Here is a 16,351-nt window from a genome sequence, read left to right as displayed (position 1 = left end):
ACTTTGTACATAATCAATGAAAAGAGACTCCCATGGCAATGCCGTCGTTACCAAAAATTTGGGACACTTTCCCAGAATTAAACCCACCGCTTCAAAATGTATTAATAGAAATGTCTGAAAGTTGGCGTATTGGTTTTTCAGAAATTGATAATGCTATTCGTTCACAAGCTAGTGCTGGAAAATTAGTTCGTCCTGCACTGACATTACTTTTTTCCGAATTAACTGATGCGCCGTACAATCAGAAAGCTATCGTGTTAGGAGCAAGTATTGAGCTTTTGCACCTTGCTACACTAATACACGATGATATCATTGACGAATCCAAACTGAGACGCGGACAAGATAGTATTCAAGCACATTTTGGTAAGGATACAGCTGTTTATGCCGGCGATTACTTGCTTACTGGAATGTTATCACTATTAAATGATGCTGATAATATTCAAGCAAATAAGCTAGCATTAGAAGCTTTAAGAAATATCTTGTTTGGTGAATTAACACAAAAACACAATCGATATTTAACTGACACTTCTTTTGATAACTATCTCACCCAAATCACCGGTAAGACAGCTGCTTTATTTAAACTCAGTGTCCTATTTGGAGCCACAAGCTCAGATGGTGTAAGTTCTCAATTACTTGATGTTGTAGGTAAACTGGGTGAGAATCTTGGCATTGCTTTTCAGTTATTAGATGACTATCTTGATTTTGAGTCAATTACTGAACAGCTTTCACTCGGTAAACCTGCTGGTCAAGATATTCGAAATGGCATATACACAGCACCTATCTTATTTGCTTTAGAAAATCCAGATATCAATGCAGAATTGAAGGAACTACTGGCTTTGAGAGATGGAATTACCGATGATCAACTCGTACACATTCACAATGTTGTTCTTGAAAGTGATGCCATGTCGCGTCTAAATTCTCTTTTAGCTGAATATAGTCAGGAACTTGATGATCTCCTGAATAAATTGCCAAATAATGCATTACGACAAAAATTAAGCCATCTTGCCACATTATTATTAAATCGTAAAAATTAGCAAAAAAAAAAACTTGAGAAATAAATTCTCAAGTTTTTTTGTTAATCAACGAGCTCCAAGATAACCAGTTGCGCAGCATCGCCACGACGTTGGACTGTCTTGAGAATTCGTGTATAACCACCATTACGTTCTGCAAAGCGAGGTGCAACATCATCAAACAACTTTTGCAAAGCTGATTGTACTTTAACATCGTCGCCATCTTCTATAACGTCCGCAACTTCGTTACGAACAAAAGTAGCTGCTTGACGGCGAGCGTTTAAGTCGCCACGCTTACCTAATGTAATCATTTTATCAGTTGTCTTACGAACTTCTTTAGCGCGTGCTTCAGTAGTAGTAATACGACCATTGATCAAAAGATCAGTTGTCAAATCACGCAACATAGCTTTACGTTGTGAAGATGTACGACCCAATTTACGATATGCCATTGGTGAATCCTCCTTTTTTTAATTTAAAGACATGTGTTAATCTTCCTTGCGAAATCCTAAGTTCATATCAGTGAGCTTTTCTTGGATTTCGTCAAGTGATTTCCGACCGAGGTTACGCACTTTCATCATGTCAGCTTCAGTGCGATCCGTCAACTCTACAATAGTGTTGATACCGGCCCGTTTGAGACAATTATATGAGCGAACAGATAAATCTAGATCTTCAATTGGTGCAGAATCTGATGCACTAGCAGCAACAGGCTCTGCTTCAACCATAACACTAGCTTCAGCAGCTACAGGAGAAATATCCATGAACAAACCAAGATGCTCAGCTAAGATCTTAGCACCCAAACTTAAGGCATCACTTGGTTTGATAGAACCATTTGTCCAAATATCAAAAGTAAGCTTATCATAGTCGTCACGCGCACCGATACGTGTGTTTTCTACTTGGTAGTTTACACGTTCGATAGGTGTATAAATAGAATCAACGGCTAAAACACCAATGGGCATTTCATCACGTAACTTCTTATTTTCATCAGCTGATGTATATCCACGACCTTTGACTGCCGTGACTGTCATATGTAATGACTTACCTGCTGCCACAGTAGCGATATGCAAATCAGGATTCAAAACTTCAACATCAGCACCACCCTGCAAATCTGCAGCTGTTACATCTGCCGGCCCTTGAATATCAATTTCAAGTGAACGTTCATCATCTGAGTCAATCGCCAACACAACCTTCTTGAGGTTCAAGATAATTTGTGTGACATCTTCAACAACGCCATCCACGGTTGAAAACTCGTGAACCACGCCGTTAATTTGCACCGTATTAACGGCTGCGCCAGGAAGCGAAGACAATAAGATACGACGCAACGAGTTACCAAGTGTCGTACCATATCCACGCTCAAGAGGCTCTACAACAAATTTGCCGTAGCGGGCATCCTCTTCGATGTTATGAATATTTGGCTTTTCAAATTCAATCATCTGTAAATTCTTACCCCTTCTTTCACAGCAAGAGCAATGAAATTCAATTAAACACGACGACGCTTTGGTGGGCGTGATCCGTTATGGGGAACTGGTGTAACATCCTTAATTGATGTTACTTCCAAGCCAGCTGCTGCCAAAGCACGGATAGCTGATTCACGACCTGAACCAGGACCCTTAACAGTTACTGCAACTGTACGCATGTTAATTTCCATGGCACTTTTTGCTGCAGCTTCCGCCGCCATTTGAGCAGCGAATGGTGTTGACTTACGACTTCCTTTGAAGCCAAGTGCACCAGCTGATGACCAAGCAACTGCGTTACCTTGTGCATCAGTAATCATTACAATAGTGTTGTTGAATGTTGAATGGATGTGAGCCACACCAGATTCAATATTCTTCTTCACACGACGCTTACGCGTTGTACGACCTGCCATTTATTTGCCTCCTTTTCAATACTTTCTTATAATTTCTCGGGTTAAAATAAATTAACCAACATTACACAACTTTGGTTGCGATAATCATGTGTCGCATCGATGAGGATACAACAAGAAAAAGTAAATTACTTTTTCTTTCCAGCAATTGCTTTAGCTGGGCCTTTACGTGTACGAGCGTTGTTCTTCGTGTTTTGTCCACGAACGGGCAAGCCCTTACGATGACGAATGCCACGGTATGATGCAATTTCTTGCAATGATTTAATATCAAGTGATACCTTACGACGTAAGTCACCTTCTAATTGCAAGTTTAACTTGTCAACTGTTGCACGAATGGCATCTTCTTGGTCAGACGTTAAATCGCGTACGCGAACGTCTTCAGAAACGCCAGCTTCAGCCAAGACCTTTTGTGCAGTAGTATTACCGATTCCGTAGATGTAAGTTAAGCCAATGACAATTCGCTTGTCACGTGGCAAATCTATACCTGCTATACGAGCCATAACAATTTACCTCCTTTAGTATTTTTGAAAATGACAGTTATGTCTTTATTCAATCAATATTTATAACACGCAGAAATTACTTTCCAGCGCGTTGCTTATGCTTGGGGTTAGCAGAACAAATGATCATTGTTCGACCATTACGCTTGATAACACGGCAAGCATCACACATCTTTTTAACTGATGGGCGTACTTTCATAATCTATTCCTCCTATTCGGTTAACTGATTATTATATCTTTTACTTATCGGAAACGATAAGTAATACGACCCTTCGTTAAGTCGTATGGTGACATTTCAACGGTAACACGATCACCTGGCAAGATACGGATAAAATTCTTTCGGATTTTACCAGATACATGCGCTAAGATCACAGCACCATTTTCGAGTTCCACTTGGAACATCGCATTTGGCAAAGTTTCTTTCACTTTACCTTCGATTTCAATGACATCGTTGGCCACGCACTTAACCTCCTGTGCTTATAATGTTCAACATTGTTGATAAGTGCTTAACCTATCAAATTATACCAGAAAAACTGATATCTCTCAACAATGGCGTTTTGAATAATTAATTTAAATTGTCCAAAACTTCCTTAACATCATGATACACATCAGCAAGTTCACGACCGCCATCGATTGTGTGCAACACACCTGCTTTTTGATAATAATCTACCAAAGGCAAGTTAGCCGCTTTATTAACTGCCAAACGGTTGTCAATAACTTCGGGTGTATCATCTGCTCGACCACGTCCCAAAAGACGTTCGCGCAACAATGTATCAGCAACTTCAAAATATAATGTTGCTGACACAGATTTACCGTTATCTGATAAATACTTATCTAGGAATACTGCTTGTGCTTCATTACGAGGGTACCCATCAAGCATAAAACCAGTTTCAACGTCTTGTTGGTTTAAACGATCAGCAACCATAGCATTTGTGATTTCGTCAGGAACTAAGTCGCCCGCATCCATGAATTGACGCGCCTTTTGTCCTAATTCAGTATTCTCTGCCAAATTAGCACGGAAAATATCTCCAGTACTAATATGAACAATAGAATAATCCTTCACAATAAAGTCTGCTTGTGTGCCTTTACCAGCACCTGGCAAACCCAACAAAATCAAATTTTTAGCCATTGATTGCCTCCCGAGCTGCTAACTGATCTTTTGTAATAAATCCAACGTAATTCTTTTTCTGCATCAAACCATCAATTTGGCGAATTAGATCCAAAGCGACACCTATTGAAATTAACAGGCTTGTACCACCAAGACCAATCTTTTCATTGAGTCCCCAGACATCCGATGCAATCAACGGAACCAATGCAACAACACCCAAGAAAATTGATCCCACAAAGCTCAAATTTAGCAAGAGTTTTGAAACGAAAGCTTTTGTTTCTGCACCGGGACGAACACCAACAATATATGCACCTTGCTTTTGTAGATTTTCTGATAACTTATCAGGATTAACTTGAACAAAGGCATAAAAATATGTGAAAACAACAATCAATGCAGTATATAAAATTGCACCAGGCAACGTTGTCATACTGAATATCTGTTGCATAATTTGGTACCACTGGGCTGATGAATATTTGTCTTGAAAAGCTAACATAACCGTTTGTGGTGTACTAATAAATGATGAGGCAAATATGACCGGTATAACGCCAGAAACATTTACTTTTAGTGGCAGATATGCTTCGCTACCATATGATGTGGCAGATCGCGTATACTGCATTTGTAATCGACGAGTTCCTTCATAAGACCATGTCGTAAATGCAACCACTAAAATCATCGCTATAACTAATACAACAACAAATATCCAACCATTAAGCATGTCACTACTGTCTGCTTGCAGAATATTTTCTTTGAAAATTTCATAGAAACCTTCTGGTGCTTGGGCGATTATACCCGCAAAAATAATCATTGAAACGCCGTTTCCTAAGCCTTTTTCAGTAATCATTTCACCAAGCCACATTGCAAAAAATGTTCCAATAGTCATAACAGAACCGATTACAACAAATGACATTACGCTATTGGTTTGACTCACTAATCCATAGGATGACAATGAATTAAATCCAGCTGTGATACCAACAGATTGAACAAACGCAAGAACAAGCGTTAACCACCGTGTAGCGTTATTCAATTTTCGGCGACCAACTTCACCTTGCTTACTCCATTCAACAAAGCGAGGCACGATATCTAATTGCAAAAGTTGTACAATAATTTGTGCTGTCACGTATGGTGACACGCCCATTGCGAACAACGAGTAGTTTGTCAGGCCACCACCAGAAAAGATGTTCAAAATGTTCATTAATCCGGAACTAGCCATCTCAGACATAGCAGAAGGGTTAACACCAGGCACAGTTATGTGCGTTCCAACTCTGTAAATAAACAGAATAAAAAACGTCCACCCTAATTTTTTACGAATGTCCTTTTCACGTACTGCATTAAATAACGTGCTAAGCATTAAAGTACCTCAGTTGACCCACCGGCTTGTTCGATTGCAGCAACTGCTGCTGCAGAGAACTTATGTGCCTTAACAGTCAACTTCTTTTCAAGTTGACCAACAGCCAAAATCTTAATACCAGACTTTTGATTTTTAACAATACCGTTTTCAATCAAAAGTGTTGGTGTAATTTCTGTACCATCATCAAAGCTGTTTAACTTGTTCAAGTTAACAACTGCGAATTCCTTACGTGAAATGTTAGTAAATCCACGCTTTGGAATACGACGGTACAAAGGCATTTGACCACCTTCAAACCCCAAACGCACTTTGCCACGAGCCTTTTGACCCTTTTGACCACGTCCGGATGTCTTACCGTTTCCAGATGATGTACCACGACCAACACGGTTACGTACATGACGTGAACCGGCAGCTGGTTGTAATTCGTTCAAATTCATCTTTCGGTACCTCCTATTTTAATTGTGTAATTACTTAACTTCTTCAACGTTAACTAGGTGAGCGATATGAAAAATCGCACCACGTGTAGCTTCGTTGTTAGGCTTCACCACTGAACTAGATACGCGTCCAAGTCCAAGAGACTTAACGATCGCGCGTTGCTTAGGTAAGCGATGAACCGCACTCTTAATCAAAGTGATTTTCAAATCAGCCATTTTATCGCTCCTTATTCAGCTAAGTGTTCTAAAGAAACACCACGCAACTTAGCAACTTCTTCGGCATCTTTCAAGCTTGTAAGAGCGTCGAAAGTAGCACGAATAACGTTAATTGGTGTTGCTGAACCAAGTGACTTAGCAGTCACATCGGCAATACCAGCAAGTTCCATAACAGAACGTGCTGCACCACCAGCGGCAACACCAGATCCTTCTTCGGCGGGCTTAACTAAAATCTTACCGCCGCCCCATTCACCAAGGACATCATGAGGAATAGTTGTAGAAACTGTTGGCACAGTAATCAACTTACGCTTAGCATCTTCAATAGCCTTGCGGATAGCTTCAGGAACTTCTTGTGCTTTACCAGTACCAAAACCAACGTGTCCTTGCTTATCACCAACAACGACCAAAGCTGCGAAACGCAAGCGACGACCACCTTTGACAACCTTTGTGACACGGTTAATAGCAACAACGTTCTCTTCTAATTCACCAAGTGACTTAGGATTAACGAATTCAACCATTTTTATATTCCTCCTTTCCTTAGAACTTCAAGCCGTTTTCACGGGCTGAATCTGCTAGTGCTTGAACACGTCCATGATAAACGTAACCACCACGATCGAAAATAACGTCTTCGATCTTTGCGGCCTTACCACGTGAAGCGATCAACTCACCAACTTTAACTGCTTGTTCTGTCTTTGATCCCGTTACTTCGGCATCATGACTTGAGGCACTTGCTAGCGTTACACCCGCTACGTCATCAATTAATTGAGCGTAGATGTTTGCATTAGAACGAAAAACGTTCAAACGTGGGCGAGCAGCAGTACCAGAGATTTTTCCACGAACGCGCTTATGACGCTTTACGCGGAGCTTATTCTTATCTGGTTTTGAAATCATAGCTGTGCTTTCCTTTTCTTATGGCAAATGCCATTTTAAGTTTATTATTAATAAAGTTTTGGCAGACAAAAAGTAATAAATTACTTTCCTGTCTTACCTTCCTTACGACGTACAACTTCGCCTTCGTAACGAATACCTTTACCTTTATAAGGTTCTGGTGAACGTACGGCACGAATTTCAGCTGCTAAATCGCCAACCTTTTGCTTTGAAATTCCTGAAACTTTGATTGTCAAAGCATCTGGTACTTCAACACTCAATTCTTCACGATCTTCAAAGTCAACAGGGTGAGAGTATCCAACACTCAAAGTCAATTTTGATCCTGACTTTGCTGCACGATATCCAACACCGACAAGCTTCAATGTCTTAGTGAAACCTTCAGATACACCCTCGACCATATTTGCAACGTTAGCACGAGTTGTGCCATGCAATGCTCGAGTCTTGCTGTCATCGCTATCACGGCTGAAAGAAACTTCGTTCCCTTCAACAGTCATTGTGATAGCTGAAACAATTTCACGTGACAATTCACCCTTTGGTCCTTTAACTGTCACAACTGCACCTTCTTGAGATACAGTTACATCAGCTGGTAAAGTGATTGTTTTGTTTCCAATACGGCTCATGGTAAGTCTCCTTTCTTAGATATATTACCAAACGTAAGCGATAACTTCGCCACCGACTTGCTTAGAACGTGCTTCTTTGTCAGTAATAACACCGGCAGAAGTTGAGATAATAGCAATTCCCAAACCGTTCAAAACTTTTGGTAACTCTTCAGCCTTAGCATACTTACGCAAGCCTGGCTTAGAGATACGTTGAATTCCTGTAATCACACGATTACGATCTTCCCCATACTTGAGAAATACACGGATAACACCTTGCTTGTTGTCATCGATGTATTCAAAGTCACGGATAAAACCTTCTGCTTTCAAGATTTCAGCGATGCTCTTCTTAATTTTTGATGCTGGAGCTTCAACTACTTCGTGACGTGCCAAATTGGCATTACGAACGCGAGTCAAAAAATCAGCAATTGGATCAGTCATAGACATCTATCGATATCCTCCTTTTTATTTTGAACGTAATCATGCAAAATGACACGCTCTTAACTATTATAGACTATTTCTGTCAATAACAGTTAAAAACGCGTCACTCATTTAGAGCAACAACATTTTTATTTACCAATTACTTAGCAAATGGCATTCCCATTTGTGTTAACAACTCACGACCTTCTTCGTCGTTTTGCGCTGTCGTAACAATAACAATGTCCAAACCACGTACGCGGTTAACTTTGTCAAAGTCAATTTCAGGGAAAATTAATTGTTCACGAATACCCAGTGTATAGTTACCACGGCCATCAAAGGCCTTTGATGATACACCACGGAAATCACGAACACGAGGTAATGAAATGTTGATCAACTTGTCTAAAAAGTCATACATACGTTCTCCACGTAGTGTAACCTTTGTTCCGATTGACATACCTTCACGCAAACGGAACCCAGCGATTGACTTCTTTGCCTTTGTGATAACTGGTTGTTGACCAGCAATCAACTTCAATTCTTCAACCGCTTCATCCAAGTTCTTTGAGTTTGAAACCGCATCACCAACACCCATATTCAAGACGATCTTATCAATCTTTGGGGCTTGCATTGATGACTTAAAGTTAAACTTTTCGATCAAAGCAGGTTGAACTTCATTAACATATTTTTCTTTTAAAGCATTAGCCATGAAAATGATTTCACCTTTCGATATTAGCCTAGTACATTACCAGACTTTTTAGATACGCGAATTTTCTTGCCGTCTTCCACTTTGAATCCAACACGCGTTGGTTCGTTAGTTGAAGGGTCAAGCAATTGCACGTTAGAAACATGGATTGGTGCTTCGATATCGATAACACCACCTTGTGGATATTCGTTAGAAGGCTTTTGATGCTTCTTAACGATGTTCACGCCTTCGACAACGACGCGATCTTTTCCAGCAACAGTCTTAGTGATTGTGCCTTCTTTTCCCTTATCTTTGCCGGCAATGACGCGAACCTTATCACCTGTTTTTACAAACATGATTTGGCTCCTCCTTGTCAGTATTAGAGCACTTCTGGTGCCAATGAAACGATACGCATATAGTCGTTGTCACGCAATTCACGTGCAACCGGACCAAAAATACGTGTACCTACTGGTGACTTGTCGTCCTTCACGATAACAGCGGCGTTTTCATCAAAATTGATGTATGAGCCATCTGCACGACGAACGTCAGAAACAGTACGAACGATAACAGCCTTAATGACGTCACCCTTCTTTACGTTACCACCAGGGATAGCTTGCTTAACTGTAGCAACAATCATGTCACCTACACCAGCAAACTTACGGCCTGAACCACCGAGCACTTTAATCGTCAAGATTTCACGTGCGCCAGAGTTGTCAGCCACTTTTAAACGACTCTCTTGTTGAATCATGGTTCTTCCTCCTTGTTAGCAATTAATTACGACGTTTTGGGTAGAGCATTAAAGAATAACAGCCTCTTCAACGATCTTAACCAAACGGAAGTGCTTAGTTGCAGACAAAGGACGTGTTTCCATGATTTGAACAATATCGCCTTGTTTGGCAGCATTGTTTTCATCGTGGGCCTTGAACTTCTTTGTGTACTTGACACGCTTACCGTAGACATCATGTGTCAAATAAGTATCAACAGCAACAGTAATTGTCTTGTTCATCTTATCTGAAACAACTCGTCCTTGGTAAACCTTACGAGTATTACGTTCTTCACTCATTTTTCAGCTTCTTCCTTTCGTCTTATTTGTTGGCGTTTGCCAATTCTTGTGCACGAATAACTGTCTTAACTCGTGCAATGTCCTTACGAACTTGTGCGATACGCGCCGTGTTTTCTAGTTGACCAGTAGCCAATTGAAAACGTAGGTTGAATAATTCTTCCTTGAATTCGGCTTCGCGCTTTTGCAAATCCGCAAGTGACAATTCTTTCAATTCACTTGCTTTAGCCATTATTCAGCCTCCCGAGCAATAATCTTTGTACGTACAGGCAACTTGTGTTGTGCCAAACGTAATGCTTCACGAGCAGTTGCTTCAGGAACACCTGCAACTTCAAACATTACCTTGCCACGCTTAACTGGTTCAACCCAACCTTCGGGTGCACCTTTACCGTTACCCATTCGAACACCGACACCTTTAGATGTATATGACTTATGAGGGAAGATTTTAATCCAAACCTTACCACCACGCTTCATATAACGTGTCATTGCAATACGAGCAGCTTCAATTTGACGGTTAGTAATCCAACTTGAAGTTGTTGCTTGCAAGCCAAAATCACCGAATGTTACCGTCTTGCCACCTTTTGCTTCGCCACGCATGTGACCACGGTGTACACGACGGAACTTAACACGCTTTGGTACTAACATGTTTGCTTCCCTCCTTACTTACTGTTCTTTTTTTGTGGCAATACATCACCACGGTAAATCCAAGTCTTGATACCCAAGTTTCCATAAGCAGTCATTGCTTCATCCCATGAGTAATCGATATCGGCACGTAAAGTATGCAAAGGCACTGTACCTTCAGTATATTGTTCAATACGTGCAATATCAGCACCATTCAAACGACCTGAAACCATAACCTTGATACCCTTAGCACCTGAACGAGTGGCACGTTGGATAGCACCACGCATGGCGCGACGGAAAGCCACACGGCGTTCCAAATCACCAGCGATTTGTTGTCCAACCAAATGTGCACTCAAATCCGGCTTTTTGATTTCTACGATGTTAATAAAGACGCGCTTTGAGCGACCTTTTTCATCTGTGTCTGTCAACTTTGCCAATTGTGTACGAAGCTTTTCAACTTCTGAACCACCCTTACCAATAACCATTCCTGGCTTGGCAGTTTGGATAGAAACGTCAACACGTGACTTGGTTGTACGTTCAATTTCAATGCGATCAACTGAGGCATCTGCTAAGTTTTTCTCGATATACTTACGAATACGCAAGTCTTCGTGAAGTTGGTTAGCATAGTCAGCCTTGTCAGCAAACCACTTTGCATCCCAGTCGCGAATAACGCCGACACGGAATCCAGTAGGGTTAATCTTTTGACCCATTACTTTGCCTCCTTCTCAGCAACCACAATTGTTAGGTGGCTTGTACGCTTGTTAATAGGTGAAGCAGAACCTTTAGCACGAGGGCGGAAACGCTTAAGCGTTGGTCCTTCGTTAGCAAAGGCTTCCTTCACAATAAGATCTTCTCGGTCTAATGAGAAGTTATTTTCAGCATTAGCAACTGCTGAGTTCAAAACCTTGTAAATATCTTCAGTAGAAGTATTAGGTAGGAACTTCAAAATTGCGTATGCTTCGTTAACGCTCTTACGGCGAATAGTGTCAAGAACTAAGCGTGCCTTACGTGGGGCAACGCGAACGATCTTAGCAGTCGCACGAGCTGATGTAACTTGTTCAGCCATTTTTCACTTCCTCCTTATTTACCAGTCTTTTTATCGTCGTTCTTGTGTCCCTTGAACGTACGAGTTGGTACGAATTCACCTAACTTGTGTCCGACCATATCTTCTTGCACATAAACTGGAACGTGCTTGCGACCATCATAAACGGCAATTGTAAAGCCGATGAAGCTTGGGAAGATTGTTGAACGACGTGACCAAGTCTTGATCACTGATTTCTTTTCAGAATCAACTTGCGCTTCAATCTTCTTAAGCAAGTGTGGGTCCGCAAATGGTCCCTTTTTTAAACTACGAGCCATTAGTTGTCTCCTTTCCCTTACTTACTCTTACGACCGCGAACGATAAACTTTGTTGAAGCCTTCTTCTTATCGCGAGTCTTCTTACCGGCAGTCTTCTTACCCCATGGTGACATAGGACTTGGACGACCAACTGGTGCTTTACCTTCACCACCACCGTGTGGATGGTCGTTAGGGTTCATAACTGATCCACGAACGTGTGGACGCTTTCCACGCCAACGGTTACGACCAGCTTTACCCCAGTTAATCAATGAATGCTCAGCATTACCAACTTCACCGATTGTTGCACGGTTTGTAGCTAATACCAAACGAACTTCACCTGAAGTCAAACGAACGATGATATATTTACCATCACGTCCCAAAATTTGTGCTGATGCACCAGCTGAACGAGCCAATTGTCCACCCTTACCAGGCTTCAATTCGATATTGTGAATCAAAGTACCTTCAGGAATAGCACTCAATGGCAAGGCATTGCCGGGCTTAATGTCGGCATCAGGACCAGATTGAACTTTGTCGCCAACCTTCAATCCCTTTGGCGCCAAGATATATGACTTGATACCATCTTCGTATACTAACAAAGCAATGTTAGCAGTACGATTTGGATCATATTCGATAGCTTTTACAGTAGCTGTCTTGTCATCTTTAGTACGCTTGAAGTCTACGATACGGTAGGCTTGCTTATGTCCACCAGCATGGTGGCGAACTGTCATACGACCAGATGCATTACGTGCACCAGTCTTTGACTTTTTGGCCAACAAACTCTTTTCGGGCGTTGTCTTCGTGATTTCAGCGAAATCTGAAGTCGTCATATTACGACGTCCGGCAGAAGTTGGCTTATAACTCTTGATAGCCAATGTCTTATCCTCCTATTTAGATTAACCTTCGTTAAAGATTTGAATATCTTTTGAATCTTTTGACAACGTAACGGTTGCCTTCTTTAATTTACGTGTGTAACCAACATAACGGCCTTGGCGCTTTTTCTTGCCACGAACGTTCGCTGTGTTTAAACCAGAAACTTTAACTTCAAAGATTTCTTCGATAGCTTTTTTAATTTCAGGCTTTGTTGCGCGCGTATCAACTTCGAAGACATAACGCTTACGTTCTGTTTGCGCCATTGAAGCTTCGGTGATGATAGGGCGACGGATAATATCGCGTGCATCCATTAGGCAAGACCTCCTTGGATTTCTTCGATTGATGATTGAACAATCACCAGCTTATCTGCATTAACAACATCAAGCACGTTGATACCCTTTGTTGTCATAACTTGAACATTAGCCAAGTTACGTGCTGACAAGATTGCGTTTTCGTTGTCTTCATCAACAACTACTAATGTCTTTTTATCAGCTGACAAGTTTGCCAAAACTTTCTTAAAGTCTTGTGTTTTTGGTGCTTCAAATGACAAAGCATCAACAACTACCAACTTGTTATCAGCGACTTTTTGTGACAAAACTGACTTTAATGCCAATTGATATGCCTTACGGTTAATACGGTAAGCATATGAACGTGGTGAAGGTCCGAAAACAATTCCACCACCACGGAACTGAGGTTCACGAATTGAACCGGCACGTGCACGACCAGTACCCTTTTGCTTCCAAGGCTTACGTCCACCACCAGAAACCGCAGAACGATTCTTAACAGCATGTGTACCTTGACGCAATGATGCGCGTTGCATCAATACTGCATCAGTAATAACGGCGTTGTTAGGTTCGATGGCGAATACTGCGTCATTTAATTCAATTTCTGCAGCTTGACTACCATCTTGCTTTAATACAGCAACTTTAGTCATGATTGATTGTTCTCCTTTCTATATAATTTATATTAAGCTTCTTCTGAGTTAGTAGCAGATGCAGATGCATTAGCCATCTTAACTTCAGGATGCTTTGCGTTTACTTTTACAGTTGATTTGACTGTCAAAAGTGATTTGTTAGCACCAGGTACGTTACCCTTCAAAAGCAACAAATTGTTTTCAACATCAACATGAACAATGGCAATATTTTGCATTGTTCGCTTATTATTACCCATACGTCCTGGCAAAAGCTTACCCTTGAAAACGCGGTTAATAATAGCACCCATTGAACCTGGGCGACGGTGGTAACGAGAACCGTGAGTCATAGGACCACGAGACTGTCCCAAACGCTTGATAGCACCTTGGAAACCATGTCCCTTCGTGATTCCTGTTACGTCGACGTATTCGCCCGCTTGGAATGTGTCAACCTTAATCTCATCCCCAACGTTAAATTCGTCTCCCGCATTGCGGATTTCACGAACGTAGCGCTTAGGGGCCGTATTTGCTTTTGAAGCATGGCCTTGTTCAGGTTTGTTTGACAAAACTGTGCGCTTGTCTTGGTAACCAAGTTGAATAGCACTGTATCCGTCTGTTTCTGCATTTTTTACTTGCAAAACGACGTTTGGTGTTGCTTCAACAGCAGTCACGGCGATCAATTCACCAGATTCTGTAAAAACCTGAGTCATACCGACTTTGCGGCCTAAGATACCTTTAGTCATGACTAATCTCCTTAAATATTTTTCTTATTTTAATTTTGCCTCAATGAGGCATGAAAGTTATATCCGTTATGGATTACAACTTGATTTCAATTGCAACACCTGATGGCAATTCAAGCTTACGCAATGCGTCAACTGTCTTGTCAGTAGGGTTCACAATGTCGATCAAACGCTTGTGCGTACGCATTTCAAATTGCTCACGGCTATCCTTATGCTTATGTGGTGAACGTAAAATTGTATATAATGTACGTTCAGTTGGTAGCGGAATAGGACCAGCAATTTCTGCGCCCGTACGCTTGGCCGTTTCAACAATCTTTTCTGCTGATTGGTCCAAGATACGGTGTTCGTATGCCTTCAAACGGATACGGATCTTCTTTTGTGCCATTATTTCATGCCTCCTCGTTGATTTTGTAAATCAGCTAACTTCGATTAAAAACCGACAACACTGCTTGTGTTTTGCGCGCCCATGGCAACGCGGCCGCGCGTGTCGCAACCTTAATCATCATCGCTAAACATTGATACACTAGGCTTTCGGTAGGGTTTTACTACTACTGTTCCAAAAGCGTACTTAAATATAATAACAGAAAAACCCTTGCAAGGCAAGGGTTTTGTTCTTTTAATTTAAAAATGTTTATTACCCTCTTTCAATAAATTTCCACAACTAAATCTACTAACTTTATTTCATCGCTGCGTCATCTTAAACTCTAAGAATGCATCATTATACTTCTCTGTCCATTTTTGTCCTAAATCATCATATGTTTGTAAATTTCGGACTGTTTTTTCATCTGGATAAAACTGTTTATCTTCCCGAATTGATTTTGGTAATAACGACAACGCCTTCTTATTTGGTGTAGCATAACCAATATACTCTGCATTTTGAGCAGCGTTTTTCGGTTCACTCATGAAATTCAAAAATGCATATGCTGCTGCTTTATGTTTAGCATTTTTTGGCATCACAATGTTGTCAAACCACAAATTCGATCCCTCATTAGGCACAACATAATGCAAATGAGAATTTTTGTCCATTGCTTCTGCAGCTTCACCAGAATAGGTGACGGCTATTGCAGCTTCATCCTGAGCCATATACATTTTAATCTCGTCAGCAATAATCGCTTTGACATTCGGCATCAAGGTTGTTAGTTTTCCTTGTGCTGCAGCTAAATCAGCTACCGATTTATTATTCACGGACTTCCCTTGTGTAATTAAAGTGATACCCAAAACATCCCTTGCTGAATCAATTAACATGATTTGATTTTTAAACTTTGATGACCAAAGATCATCCCAATGTTGAATGTCTTTGGCTTTGACATATTTATCATTGTAAATAATGCCAAGTGTACCCCAAAAGTAGGGAACCGAATATTTATTGCCTTTATCAAAAGATTGATTTAGAAAACGACTATCGTAATTATTCAAACCAGTTAATTTACTATGGTCAAGTGGTAATAGTAAATTATCTGCTTTCATTTTTTCAATCATATATTCTGAAGGCACTGCTAAGTCGTACGATGTACTGCCTTGCTTAACTTTCATATACATCGCTTCGTTTGAATCAAAAGTTTCATAACTAACTTTATAGCCAGTTTCTTTGGTAAATTTTTTTAATAAGGCAGGATCAATATAATCTCCCCAGTTATATAAATTCAAAACTTTGCCGCTCTTGTCCCCCGTGCCTGTCTGTGCCGAAAAATAATGCTGCGCACTAATGAGTAAAGCAACAACAATTAATATCCCCACTACACTGGATAATAATTTTTTCAT

General features: G+C 40.8%; 30 protein-coding genes. 1 reads left to right on the top strand and 29 read right to left on the bottom strand.

All coding sequences use genetic code 11. The features are described from left to right. The first annotated feature begins 32 nt into the window (after positions 1 to 32). Complete coding sequence (locus RHP56_RS01080; protein ID WP_014324210.1) at positions 33 to 1,031, top strand: polyprenyl synthetase family protein; 999 nt, start codon at positions 33 to 35, stop codon at positions 1,029 to 1,031. A gap of 41 nt (positions 1,032 to 1,072) precedes the next feature. Here RHP56_RS01080 and rplQ read toward each other — a convergent pair whose 3' ends face one another. From rplQ to RHP56_RS00935, 29 genes are all read right to left on the bottom strand, one after another. Next, a complete protein-coding gene (gene rplQ, locus RHP56_RS01075; RefSeq protein ID WP_002816006.1) occupies positions 1,073 to 1,456 on the bottom strand; it encodes a 50S ribosomal protein L17 in 384 nt (127 codons plus the stop codon). Positions 1,457 to 1,492: 36 nt separating this feature from the next. After that, the gene (locus RHP56_RS01070) at positions 1,493 to 2,437 is read right to left on the bottom strand and encodes a DNA-directed RNA polymerase subunit alpha (protein WP_462794713.1); all 945 of its coding nucleotides are present in this window, start codon (positions 2,435 to 2,437) and stop codon (positions 1,493 to 1,495) included. A 47-nt stretch (positions 2,438 to 2,484) separates the two neighbouring features. After that, positions 2,485 to 2,871 carry a 30S ribosomal protein S11 gene (rpsK, locus tag RHP56_RS01065; protein WP_011679137.1) on the bottom strand — a complete coding sequence of 129 codons (387 nt, stop codon included), beginning with the start codon at positions 2,869 to 2,871 and terminating at the stop codon, positions 2,485 to 2,487. Between the two features lie 125 nt (positions 2,872 to 2,996). Then, positions 2,997 to 3,368 (bottom strand): 30S ribosomal protein S13, encoded by a 372-nt coding sequence (gene rpsM / locus RHP56_RS01060; RefSeq protein WP_002816010.1) that lies wholly within the window; start codon positions 3,366 to 3,368, stop codon positions 2,997 to 2,999. A gap of 76 nt (positions 3,369 to 3,444) precedes the next feature. Then, the gene (gene rpmJ / locus RHP56_RS01055) at positions 3,445 to 3,564 is read right to left on the bottom strand and encodes a 50S ribosomal protein L36 (RefSeq protein ID WP_002816013.1); all 120 of its coding nucleotides are present in this window, start codon (positions 3,562 to 3,564) and stop codon (positions 3,445 to 3,447) included. A gap of 44 nt (positions 3,565 to 3,608) precedes the next feature. Beyond that, on the bottom strand, positions 3,609 to 3,824 hold the full coding sequence (gene infA / locus RHP56_RS01050) for a translation initiation factor IF-1 (protein WP_002816015.1): 216 nt from the start codon (positions 3,822 to 3,824) through the stop codon (positions 3,609 to 3,611). 106 nt (positions 3,825 to 3,930) lie between these two features. Continuing rightward, on the bottom strand, positions 3,931 to 4,494 hold the full coding sequence (locus RHP56_RS01045) for an adenylate kinase (RefSeq protein ID WP_002816016.1): 564 nt from the start codon (positions 4,492 to 4,494) through the stop codon (positions 3,931 to 3,933). Continuing rightward, complete coding sequence (gene secY, locus RHP56_RS01040; protein ID WP_011679136.1) at positions 4,487 to 5,821, bottom strand: preprotein translocase subunit SecY; 1,335 nt, start codon at positions 5,819 to 5,821, stop codon at positions 4,487 to 4,489. Before secY ends, RHP56_RS01045 begins: the two co-directional genes overlap by 8 nt. Then, positions 5,821 to 6,255, bottom strand: coding sequence for a 50S ribosomal protein L15 (gene rplO / locus RHP56_RS01035; protein ID WP_010292117.1), 435 nt, complete (start codon positions 6,253 to 6,255; stop codon positions 5,821 to 5,823). Before rplO ends, secY begins: the two co-directional genes overlap by 1 nt. 30 nt (positions 6,256 to 6,285) lie before the next feature. After that, positions 6,286 to 6,468 carry a 50S ribosomal protein L30 gene (gene rpmD / locus RHP56_RS01030; RefSeq protein ID WP_002816019.1) on the bottom strand — a complete coding sequence of 61 codons (183 nt, stop codon included), beginning with the start codon at positions 6,466 to 6,468 and terminating at the stop codon, positions 6,286 to 6,288. Between the two features lie 11 nt (positions 6,469 to 6,479). Next, complete coding sequence (gene rpsE / locus RHP56_RS01025; RefSeq protein WP_002816020.1) at positions 6,480 to 6,986, bottom strand: 30S ribosomal protein S5; 507 nt, start codon at positions 6,984 to 6,986, stop codon at positions 6,480 to 6,482. Positions 6,987 to 7,005: 19 nt separating this feature from the next. Beyond that, positions 7,006 to 7,359: a 50S ribosomal protein L18 gene (gene rplR, locus RHP56_RS01020; RefSeq protein ID WP_002816021.1), complete on the bottom strand. Its 354-nt coding sequence runs from the start codon at positions 7,357 to 7,359 to the stop codon at positions 7,006 to 7,008. 80 nt (positions 7,360 to 7,439) lie between these two features. After that, positions 7,440 to 7,976, bottom strand: coding sequence for a 50S ribosomal protein L6 (gene rplF, locus RHP56_RS01015; protein WP_002816022.1), 537 nt, complete (start codon positions 7,974 to 7,976; stop codon positions 7,440 to 7,442). A 24-nt stretch (positions 7,977 to 8,000) separates the two neighbouring features. Continuing rightward, positions 8,001 to 8,399: a 30S ribosomal protein S8 gene (rpsH, locus tag RHP56_RS01010; protein WP_002816023.1), complete on the bottom strand. Its 399-nt coding sequence runs from the start codon at positions 8,397 to 8,399 to the stop codon at positions 8,001 to 8,003. Positions 8,400 to 8,532: 133 nt separating this feature from the next. Further along, complete coding sequence (rplE, locus tag RHP56_RS01005) at positions 8,533 to 9,075, bottom strand: 50S ribosomal protein L5 (protein ID WP_002816024.1); 543 nt, start codon at positions 9,073 to 9,075, stop codon at positions 8,533 to 8,535. Positions 9,076 to 9,098: 23 nt separating this feature from the next. Further along, positions 9,099 to 9,407 carry a 50S ribosomal protein L24 gene (gene rplX / locus RHP56_RS01000; RefSeq protein WP_011679135.1) on the bottom strand — a complete coding sequence of 103 codons (309 nt, stop codon included), beginning with the start codon at positions 9,405 to 9,407 and terminating at the stop codon, positions 9,099 to 9,101. 23 nt (positions 9,408 to 9,430) lie between these two features. Continuing rightward, positions 9,431 to 9,799: a 50S ribosomal protein L14 gene (rplN, locus tag RHP56_RS00995; RefSeq protein ID WP_002816026.1), complete on the bottom strand. Its 369-nt coding sequence runs from the start codon at positions 9,797 to 9,799 to the stop codon at positions 9,431 to 9,433. A 48-nt stretch (positions 9,800 to 9,847) separates the two neighbouring features. Beyond that, positions 9,848 to 10,114: a 30S ribosomal protein S17 gene (rpsQ, locus tag RHP56_RS00990; protein ID WP_002816027.1), complete on the bottom strand. Its 267-nt coding sequence runs from the start codon at positions 10,112 to 10,114 to the stop codon at positions 9,848 to 9,850. 22 nt (positions 10,115 to 10,136) lie between these two features. Continuing rightward, a complete protein-coding gene (gene rpmC, locus RHP56_RS00985) occupies positions 10,137 to 10,343 on the bottom strand; it encodes a 50S ribosomal protein L29 (RefSeq protein WP_002816028.1) in 207 nt (68 codons plus the stop codon). After that, complete coding sequence (gene rplP / locus RHP56_RS00980) at positions 10,343 to 10,756, bottom strand: 50S ribosomal protein L16 (protein WP_002816029.1); 414 nt, start codon at positions 10,754 to 10,756, stop codon at positions 10,343 to 10,345. The genes rpmC and rplP overlap by 1 nt, the downstream gene beginning before the upstream one ends. Before the next feature lie 14 nt (positions 10,757 to 10,770). Continuing rightward, positions 10,771 to 11,442: a 30S ribosomal protein S3 gene (gene rpsC, locus RHP56_RS00975; RefSeq protein ID WP_002816031.1), complete on the bottom strand. Its 672-nt coding sequence runs from the start codon at positions 11,440 to 11,442 to the stop codon at positions 10,771 to 10,773. Continuing rightward, positions 11,442 to 11,798, bottom strand: coding sequence for a 50S ribosomal protein L22 (rplV, locus tag RHP56_RS00970; RefSeq protein WP_002816032.1), 357 nt, complete (start codon positions 11,796 to 11,798; stop codon positions 11,442 to 11,444). Before rplV ends, rpsC begins: the two co-directional genes overlap by 1 nt. A gap of 14 nt (positions 11,799 to 11,812) precedes the next feature. Beyond that, positions 11,813 to 12,091 (bottom strand): 30S ribosomal protein S19, encoded by a 279-nt coding sequence (rpsS, locus tag RHP56_RS00965; protein WP_002816034.1) that lies wholly within the window; start codon positions 12,089 to 12,091, stop codon positions 11,813 to 11,815. A 17-nt stretch (positions 12,092 to 12,108) separates the two neighbouring features. Continuing rightward, entirely contained in the window at positions 12,109 to 12,942 is an 834-nt protein-coding gene (rplB, locus tag RHP56_RS00960; protein ID WP_002816035.1) for a 50S ribosomal protein L2, read from the bottom strand. 21 nt (positions 12,943 to 12,963) lie between these two features. Continuing rightward, positions 12,964 to 13,251: a 50S ribosomal protein L23 gene (rplW, locus tag RHP56_RS00955; protein ID WP_002816036.1), complete on the bottom strand. Its 288-nt coding sequence runs from the start codon at positions 13,249 to 13,251 to the stop codon at positions 12,964 to 12,966. Continuing rightward, positions 13,251 to 13,874: a 50S ribosomal protein L4 gene (gene rplD / locus RHP56_RS00950; protein WP_011679134.1), complete on the bottom strand. Its 624-nt coding sequence runs from the start codon at positions 13,872 to 13,874 to the stop codon at positions 13,251 to 13,253. Before rplD ends, rplW begins: the two co-directional genes overlap by 1 nt. A gap of 32 nt (positions 13,875 to 13,906) precedes the next feature. Further along, complete coding sequence (rplC, locus tag RHP56_RS00945) at positions 13,907 to 14,593, bottom strand: 50S ribosomal protein L3 (RefSeq protein WP_011679133.1); 687 nt, start codon at positions 14,591 to 14,593, stop codon at positions 13,907 to 13,909. Between the two features lie 73 nt (positions 14,594 to 14,666). Beyond that, complete coding sequence (rpsJ, locus tag RHP56_RS00940) at positions 14,667 to 14,975, bottom strand: 30S ribosomal protein S10 (protein WP_002816040.1); 309 nt, start codon at positions 14,973 to 14,975, stop codon at positions 14,667 to 14,669. 296 nt (positions 14,976 to 15,271) lie between these two features. Further along, positions 15,272 to 16,351, bottom strand: coding sequence for an ABC transporter substrate-binding protein (locus tag RHP56_RS00935; RefSeq protein WP_011679132.1), 1,080 nt, complete (start codon positions 16,349 to 16,351; stop codon positions 15,272 to 15,274).

This window comes from Leuconostoc sp. C5, from assembly GCF_056530425.1.
This window is presented reverse-complemented; position numbering and strand designations above follow the sequence as displayed.

Bases quoted from the DNA above. Each gene is read 5' to 3' on its own strand.
- RHP56_RS01080 (WP_014324210.1), top strand. From the start codon at position 33: ATGGCAATGCCGTCGTTACCAAAAATTTGGGACACTTTCCCAGAATTA.
- RHP56_RS01070 (WP_462794713.1), bottom strand. From the start codon at position 2,437: ATGATTGAATTTGAAAAGCCAAATATTCATAACATCGAAGAGGATGCC.
- rplE (WP_002816024.1), bottom strand. From the start codon at position 9,075: ATGGCTAATGCTTTAAAAGAAAAATATGTTAATGAAGTTCAACCTGCT.
- RHP56_RS00935 (WP_011679132.1), bottom strand. From the start codon at position 16,351: ATGAAAAAATTATTATCCAGTGTAGTGGGGATATTAATTGTTGTTGCT.
- rpsK (WP_011679137.1), bottom strand. From the start codon at position 2,871: ATGGCAGGTCGTACAACGCGTAAGCGTCGTGTGAAGAAGAATATTGAA.
- rplP (WP_002816029.1), bottom strand. From the start codon at position 10,756: ATGTTAGTACCAAAGCGTGTTAAGTTCCGTCGTGTACACCGTGGTCAC.
- rplN (WP_002816026.1), bottom strand. From the start codon at position 9,799: ATGATTCAACAAGAGAGTCGTTTAAAAGTGGCTGACAACTCTGGCGCA.
- rplQ (WP_002816006.1), bottom strand. From the start codon at position 1,456: ATGGCATATCGTAAATTGGGTCGTACATCTTCACAACGTAAAGCTATG.
- rpsS (WP_002816034.1), bottom strand. From the start codon at position 12,091: ATGGCTCGTAGTTTAAAAAAGGGACCATTTGCGGACCCACACTTGCTT.
- RHP56_RS01045 (WP_002816016.1), bottom strand. From the start codon at position 4,494: ATGGCTAAAAATTTGATTTTGTTGGGTTTGCCAGGTGCTGGTAAAGGC.
- rplD (WP_011679134.1), bottom strand. From the start codon at position 13,874: ATGACTAAAGTTGCTGTATTAAAGCAAGATGGTAGTCAAGCTGCAGAA.
- rplX (WP_011679135.1), bottom strand. From the start codon at position 9,407: ATGTTTGTAAAAACAGGTGATAAGGTTCGCGTCATTGCCGGCAAAGAT.
- rplO (WP_010292117.1), bottom strand. From the start codon at position 6,255: ATGAATTTGAACGAATTACAACCAGCTGCCGGTTCACGTCATGTACGT.
- rplF (WP_002816022.1), bottom strand. From the start codon at position 7,976: ATGAGCCGTATTGGAAACAAAACAATCACTTTACCAGCTGATGTAACT.
- rplV (WP_002816032.1), bottom strand. From the start codon at position 11,798: ATGGCTGAACAAGTTACATCAGCTCGTGCGACTGCTAAGATCGTTCGC.
- rpsE (WP_002816020.1), bottom strand. From the start codon at position 6,986: ATGGTTGAATTCGTTAATCCTAAGTCACTTGGTGAATTAGAAGAGAAC.
- rpsJ (WP_002816040.1), bottom strand. From the start codon at position 14,975: ATGGCACAAAAGAAGATCCGTATCCGTTTGAAGGCATACGAACACCGT.
- rpsC (WP_002816031.1), bottom strand. From the start codon at position 11,442: ATGGGTCAAAAGATTAACCCTACTGGATTCCGTGTCGGCGTTATTCGC.
- rpmD (WP_002816019.1), bottom strand. From the start codon at position 6,468: ATGGCTGATTTGAAAATCACTTTGATTAAGAGTGCGGTTCATCGCTTA.
- rplR (WP_002816021.1), bottom strand. From the start codon at position 7,359: ATGATTTCAAAACCAGATAAGAATAAGCTCCGCGTAAAGCGTCATAAG.
- rpsH (WP_002816023.1), bottom strand. From the start codon at position 8,399: ATGTCTATGACTGATCCAATTGCTGATTTTTTGACTCGCGTTCGTAAT.
- rpsM (WP_002816010.1), bottom strand. From the start codon at position 3,368: ATGGCTCGTATAGCAGGTATAGATTTGCCACGTGACAAGCGAATTGTC.
- rpsQ (WP_002816027.1), bottom strand. From the start codon at position 10,114: ATGAGTGAAGAACGTAATACTCGTAAGGTTTACCAAGGACGAGTTGTT.
- rplC (WP_011679133.1), bottom strand. From the start codon at position 14,593: ATGACTAAAGGTATCTTAGGCCGCAAAGTCGGTATGACTCAGGTTTTT.
- rplW (WP_002816036.1), bottom strand. From the start codon at position 13,251: ATGGATGCACGCGATATTATCCGTCGCCCTATCATCACCGAAGCTTCA.
- rpmC (WP_002816028.1), bottom strand. From the start codon at position 10,343: ATGGCTAAAGCAAGTGAATTGAAAGAATTGTCACTTGCGGATTTGCAA.
- rpmJ (WP_002816013.1), bottom strand. From the start codon at position 3,564: ATGAAAGTACGCCCATCAGTTAAAAAGATGTGTGATGCTTGCCGTGTT.
- secY (WP_011679136.1), bottom strand. From the start codon at position 5,821: ATGCTTAGCACGTTATTTAATGCAGTACGTGAAAAGGACATTCGTAAA.